This is a genomic window from Burkholderia sp. Ac-20353 (assembly GCF_017104785.1).
Classification (GTDB): domain Bacteria; phylum Pseudomonadota; class Gammaproteobacteria; order Burkholderiales; family Burkholderiaceae; genus Burkholderia.
Window position 1 is genome coordinate 1 of record NZ_JAAGPL010000323.1, and the last position, 6,083, is coordinate 6,083.

General features: G+C 70.1%; 5 protein-coding genes. 2 read left to right on the forward strand and 3 right to left on the reverse strand.

Annotation, left to right across the window (positions count from 1 at the left end; genetic code table 11):
• Both G3N94_RS39110 and G3N94_RS39115 read right to left on the reverse strand, forming a co-directional pair.
• A partial coding sequence (locus G3N94_RS39110) for a CoA transferase (protein WP_205799554.1) occupies positions 1-1,261 on the reverse strand: 1,261 nt, incomplete at its 3' end.
• A gap of 159 nt (positions 1,262-1,420) precedes the next feature.
• Positions 1,421-1,744 (reverse strand): DUF2917 domain-containing protein, encoded by a 324-nt coding sequence (locus G3N94_RS39115; RefSeq protein ID WP_205799555.1) that lies wholly within the window; start codon positions 1,742-1,744, stop codon positions 1,421-1,423.
• Between the two features lie 280 nt (positions 1,745-2,024).
• On the opposite strand from G3N94_RS39115, the gene mdtD reads away from it, so the two are divergent.
• Positions 2,025-3,461, forward strand: a complete 1,437-nt coding sequence (gene mdtD / locus G3N94_RS39120) for a multidrug transporter subunit MdtD (protein ID WP_205799556.1) — start codon at positions 2,025-2,027, stop codon at positions 3,459-3,461.
• A gap of 214 nt (positions 3,462-3,675) precedes the next feature.
• Entirely contained in the window at positions 3,676-4,950 is a 1,275-nt protein-coding gene (locus tag G3N94_RS39125) for an EAL domain-containing protein (protein WP_205799557.1), read from the forward strand.
• Positions 4,951-5,143: 193 nt separating this feature from the next.
• Here G3N94_RS39125 and G3N94_RS39130 read toward each other — a convergent pair whose 3' ends face one another.
• Positions 5,144-5,770 carry a class I SAM-dependent methyltransferase gene (locus tag G3N94_RS39130; protein WP_205799558.1) on the reverse strand — a complete coding sequence of 209 codons (627 nt, stop codon included), beginning with the start codon at positions 5,768-5,770 and terminating at the stop codon, positions 5,144-5,146.
• Positions 5,771-6,083: the final 313 nt, after the last annotated feature.

The following is a 6,083-nucleotide window of genomic DNA, read 5'->3' on the forward strand; positions in this document are numbered from 1 at the left end:
GGTCGCGCACGTCGTCGGGCATCAGGTCGGGCGCGTGCGCGCCGTCCGGCACGAGCCCGAACGACTGCAGCCAGCGGCCCGTCTGCGCGAGCGACAGCCGCACGTGCCAGCTCCCGCCTTCGCGCGCGCGGCGCGCGAGCGCCATCATCGCGCCGAACGCCGCGAGATAGCCGGTCGCATGATCGAGCGCCTGGCACGGCAGGTGACGCGGCCGGTCCTCATGCGCAGCATGCTGCTCACGCCACGCGATCCCGCTCGCCGACTGCACGAGGCTGTCGAAGCCGCGCCGACGCGACCACGGCCCCGCATGCCCGTATGCTGATATCGATACGTACACGATGCCGGGCCGCGATGCGGCCAGCGCCTGCGGTGCAAAGCCGTGTGCTGCGAGCGCATCGGGACGGTACGCTTGCAGGAACACGTCCGCGTCGCGGGCAAGCTGCTGCAATGCGTCGACGCCCGCGGCGTCGCGCAGGTCGATCCATGCCGAGCGCTTGCCGCGTCCGTTGTCGATCACGAGCGGCGCGATGTTCGGCAGGTGCGGACCGTTCACGAGCAGCGTCTCTGCGCCATGCGACGCGAGCGTGCGGCCGGCGACCGGGCCCGCGATGATCCGCGTGAGATCGAGCACGCGCGCGCCGGCGAGCGGCCGCGTCGCGTCGCCCCGGCCGATCGGCTGCACGGGCGCGTCGCCAATGCGCTCGATCTCGAACAACGGCAGCGTCTCGACGGCACGCGCGTGCTCGTGCGCGCCCCATTCGTCAGGCATTCTGATCAATGCCGCGCAGAGTCCGGCATCCGCCAGCGCGGTGTCGAGCGCCGCGCCGTCCCAGGTGCGGATCGCCGCGGCGACGTCCGCACGCGTGTCACCGCATTCGAGCACCGCGAGGATGCCGCGCAGGTGATGCGGGAAATTCGCGTGCAGCTGGATCCAGCGCGCGTCGCGCGTCGCGTAGAAGCCCGTCACCGGATGACGCAGTTCGGGTGGCGGTCCGTCGTCGACGCGCAGGTAGCGCTCGCTGCGGAATGCGACGAGCGCGTCGCGCACCGACACATCGACATGCTGCGCGACGCCCGTGCGAAGGCGATGGCACTCGGCGGCGGCGAGCCCGGCCGCCGCGATCGTCGCCGCGGCAAGCGTGCCGACATGGAATGCGGACGGCAGCGCAGGGTCCTGCCCGGTGACGGTGACACGCGAGAGCGCGCCGGGGTCGCCCTGCGCGAGTTGCCACAGATGCGTCAATGCGAGTGCGGGAGTCATGATCGTGCGCGAGTGAGCGGGATACGAAATCGAGTCTAGATTTCACCGCGCGTGCGTTCAATCCTGATCGAGCAAATCGTGACTTGACGTATCGACGTGCCGCGGCCGCGCATGCGCTCACTCCCCGACCGCTTGCCTGCCCGTTTGCCCACTTGCAGCCTAGGTCGGCAGTGACGCGGCGGCGTGACGGCGGCGCCAGCCCCACGCGGCGACACGCTGCCGCCACGCGTCGGCGCGCACGGCGGCCGGCGCGTCCCGGGGACCGAACGCGAAGGTCGCGCCGCGGGGCCCGGCACTGATCCAGACCCGCATCCCGCGCGCGAACGCGAGCGTCTCGCCCGGCAGCAGCCAATGGTCGGCCAGCTCGCCTTCGACCGTCACCCACAGTTCGCCGTCCGCCACCTGCAGTGACGTGCAGTCGATCATCCGCCACCGCCCGGCGGGCTCGTCGCCGTCCAGCACATAGAGTCGCAGTTCACGCATGGCCGTCTCCTGGTCGGGTCGTCGGATACGTTCAGTATTCCGGACAGTGACAGCACGCGGACAGATACGGTCGCGGACACTTTCGACTGAACTGTACCGGCGTGCCGGCGAACGGGCGTCCGGTCCGGCGTCCGGCCAGTTGTCCGGTGGCGTGTCCGGCCGTGCGTCCGGCCGTGTGTCCGCTCATCGGCCCGTCGGACGCGCGGTCGAAACTGCACGGCAGGACTGCTTTCCCTACAATGTCCGGTGTCCCGCGTTCGCGCGCCCCGCCCTCGCCTTCATGTTCCAACGCCCACCCGCCACCGCCTCCGGCGAAAAAAACCTCACCGTCATGCTCTGGCTCGTCGCGACGGGCTTCTTCATGCAGACGCTCGACGCAACGATCGTCAACACCGCGCTGCCGTCGATGGCCGCGAGCCTCGGCGAATCGCCGCTGCGGATGCAATCGGTCGTGATCGCGTATTCGCTGACGATGGCCGTGATGATCCCGGTATCCGGCTGGCTCGCCGACACGCTCGGCACGCGGCGCGTGTTCTTCAGCGCGATCCTGGTGTTCTCGCTCGGCTCGCTGCTGTGCGCGAACGCGCACACGCTGCCGCAACTCGTCGGGTTCCGCGTGCTGCAGGGGATCGGTGGCGCGATGCTGCTGCCGGTCGGTCGGCTCGCGGTGCTGCGCACGTTCCCGGCCGAGCGCTACCTGTCCGCGCTGTCGTTCGTCGCGATTCCCGGCCTGATCGGCCCGCTGATCGGCCCGACGCTCGGTGGCTGGCTTGTGAAGATCGCGTCGTGGCACTGGATCTTCCTGATCAACGTGCCGGTCGGCGTCGCCGGCTGCGTCGCCACCTGGTACTCGATGCCCGACGCGCGCAACCCGGCGGTCGGGCGCTTCGACCTGAAGGGCTACCTGTTGCTGACGATCGGCATGGTCGCAATCTCGCTGTCGCTCGACGGGCTCGCCGACCTCGGCATGCAGCACGCGGCCGTGCTCGTGCTGCTGATCCTCAGCCTCGCGTGCTTCGTCGCGTACGGGCTGTACGCGGTACGCGCGACGCAGCCGATCTTCTCGCTCGAGCTGTTCCGGATCCACACGTTCAGCGTCGGCCTGCTCGGCAACCTGTTCGCGCGGATCGGCACCGGCGCGATGCCGTACCTGATCCCGCTGCTGCTGCAGGTGAGCCTCGGCTACAGCGCGTTCGAGGCGGGCCTGATGATGCTGCCGGTCGCGGCTGCCGGGATGTCCTCGAAGCGCTTCATCACGCACCTCATCATGAAGCACGGCTATCGCAAGGTGTTGCTCGCGAACACGATCATGGTCGGCGTGATGATGGCGAGCTTCGCGCTGATGCGCGACGCGATGCCGGTGTGGCTCAAGGTTGCGCAGCTCGCGCTGTTCGGCGGCTTCAACTCGATGCAGTTCACTGCGATGAACACGCTGACGCTGAAGGATCTCGGCACCGGCGGCGCGAGCAGCGGCAACAGCCTGTTCTCGCTCGTGCAGATGCTGTCGATGAGCCTCGGCGTGACGGTTGCGGGCGCGCTGCTCGCCACCTTCACCGGCATGCTGCGCACCGTGACGCCGAGCAACACGCTGCCCGCGTTCCATGCCACGTTCATCTGCGTCGGCCTCATCACCGCCGCGTCCGCGTGGATCTTCGCGCAGCTCGCGCCAGAGATCCGCGGCGCCGCGCGCAGGGCCGATCCGTCGGAACGCGCCTGATCCGTGCGCGCGGCGCAGGCGTCGTCGCGGCGCACCGTGCACCACGACGGTGCACCGCCAGCACCGGCAGCACCGGCAGCACCGACGGCACCACCGGCGGTCGTCCGCGCCGCGCACAGGGCCGCGGCGGCCCGACGCTCGGGCCACCCGGTTGCGCACACTTCTTGCTCGCCTATTCTGTAGGTAAACTGGCAGCCTTCCTTCGGCCGACATCATGAGCATGATCGACATCGATCCCCCCGGCTTCCAGCCGCCCCGCCCCGTCGCCGGCGACGACGGCAACCGGCGCACCGTGCTGTACGGCGGCTACACCGTGTTCAGCGTGTTCCAGCCGGTGTTTTCCGTGTCGCACCGGCGCGCGATCGGCTATCACGCATCGCTGCGCGCGCACGACGAGGAGAGCCGCCAGGTCGCATCGCACGAGGTCTTCACGCAGGCCGCGCGGCGCGGCGACCTGCTCGAGCTCGGCCGGCTCGCCGAATCGCTGCACCTCGGCAATTTCCACGCGTTCGACAGCCATGACGAGTGGCTCTTCCTGAGCCTGCATCCTGCCGCGCTGATGGATACCGTCTACGGCGACGCGCTGCTCGCGAACCTGAAGGCGCTCGGCCTGCCGCCGCATCGTGTGGTGCTCGAGGTGCCCGAGCAGGCGGGCGGCGAGACGCCGCGCTATGCGGCGATCGTCGACGGGCTGCGCAAGGCCGGCTTCCTGATCGCGCTCGGCGGCTTCGGCGCGAAGCACTCGAACATCGATCGCGTATGGCACCTGCATCCCGATATCGTCACGCTCGACCGCGGGATCCTTGCGCAGGCGAGCGAGCACTCACACCTCGAGCGCGTGCTGCCGGGGCTCGTGACACTGCTGCATGAATCCGGCCAGCTCGTGCTGATGGGCGGACTGTCGACCGAGCGCGACGCACTGATCGCGCTCGAATGCGACGTCGATTTCGTGCAGGGCCAGTACTTCGCCGGCCCCAGCGTCGAGCCCGTGCAGCCGCAGGCCGCGGCGGGCTGCATGGACACGCTGTCGGCCGCGCTACGCCTGCGCGTCGCGGAACGCGAGCGCCAGCAGGCGACGCGGCTCGCCCCGTATGTGGCCGCGCTCGAGGAGGCCAGCACGAAGCTCGCCGCGGGCGCGACGCTCATAGACGCGGCCGCGATGGTGCTCGGCCTGCCCGAAACCGCGCGCTGCTTCCTGCTCGACGCATCGGGGCGGCAGATCGGCGACAACGTGATTGCGCGCGGCAGCGTGTCGCAACGCGCGAAGCGCTTCCGCCCGCTGCTGCATTCGGAAGGCGCGAGCTGGGAACGCCGGCCGTACTTCAGCCACGCGATGCGCGCGCCGGGCCGCGTGCAACTGACGCCGCCGTATCTGTCGATCAACGAGGCGCACCTGTGCGTGACCGCGTCGATCGCCGCGCCCGTTGCAAGCGGGATGCAGGTGCTGTGCGTCGACATCAACTGGGAAGCGGCACTCAACCGCAATTGAGCGTCGCGGCGTCGGGCTGACGCAGGTGCCGATGCCGATGCCGATGTCGATGTCGATGTCGATGTCGATGTCGATGTTGATGTCGATGTCGATGCCGATGTCGATGCCGGTGCCGGTGCCTGTGTCGATGCCAGTGCCCACGCCAGCACCGACACGCGCACCGCCCGGCGCGGCCGGCAGTCGCCGCGCCGCTTCACGCTGACGACGCGTTTGCACACTCCGCGACGTCCGCCTTGCGGACGATCAGCCGGTGCACGCGCTTGCCGGACGACGCGCTGATGACGTCATGCTCGTCGATCACCCGTACGCCGGCGCCGAGCGCGGCGCGCATCCGGGCGCCGTCGAGCGCCGTGTACAGTCGCCCGCGCTCGTCGCGCAGCGACCCGCTCGCCGCAACCCGCCAGCTCATGTACAGCGTGCCGCCCGGCATCAGCAGCTCGACGAGCCGCGCGGCGGCCGCTGCCGCTTCCGCAGGATCCAGGTGCATCACGACGGTCTCGCACAGCACGTTGCGGAACGAGGCGGACGGCACGCCGGCGAGCGCGGGCAGCGTCGCGTGTTCAAACGGCAGATCGGGATGGCGCCGCCGCGCCTCATCGAGCAGCGCGGTGCTCGCGTCGTAGCCGCGCACGTCGAAACCGCGCGCCGCGAGCCACGCAGTGTCGCGTCCCGCGCCGCAGCCGACGTCCGCCGTCGGTCCCGGCGCGAAATGCTGCTCGAGAAGCGCGTAAGTGTCGTCGGGCGGGCCTTCGTCGAGCCAGGTCTGCGCGTAGTCGGCCGCGTAAGCATCGTAGGCATCGAGAGTCGGGCGATCCACCATGGCAATTGCGCTCCGCAAATGCGTCACATGACGCGACCCTCATCTTATTCCTTGCGCGGCGCGCAGTCGCTTCGCGTGACGCCCGCGCGGACCTCTCATTGCACGCGCGTCGCGGTCACACGGCGCGGCGCAGCGCTCACCCCGTCAGCGCCGCCCACAGCGCGTCGCCGCGCCGCGACTGACCGCTTCCCGCATACGCGCGCCGCTCGTCCGAATCGCCGATGCCGTCGATCGGCAGCGCGCCGCCCAACATCGCGTCCGGCGCATCCGGCGCCGCTTCTCTCGTTGCCGGCTGCGCGACGATCATCGCCTC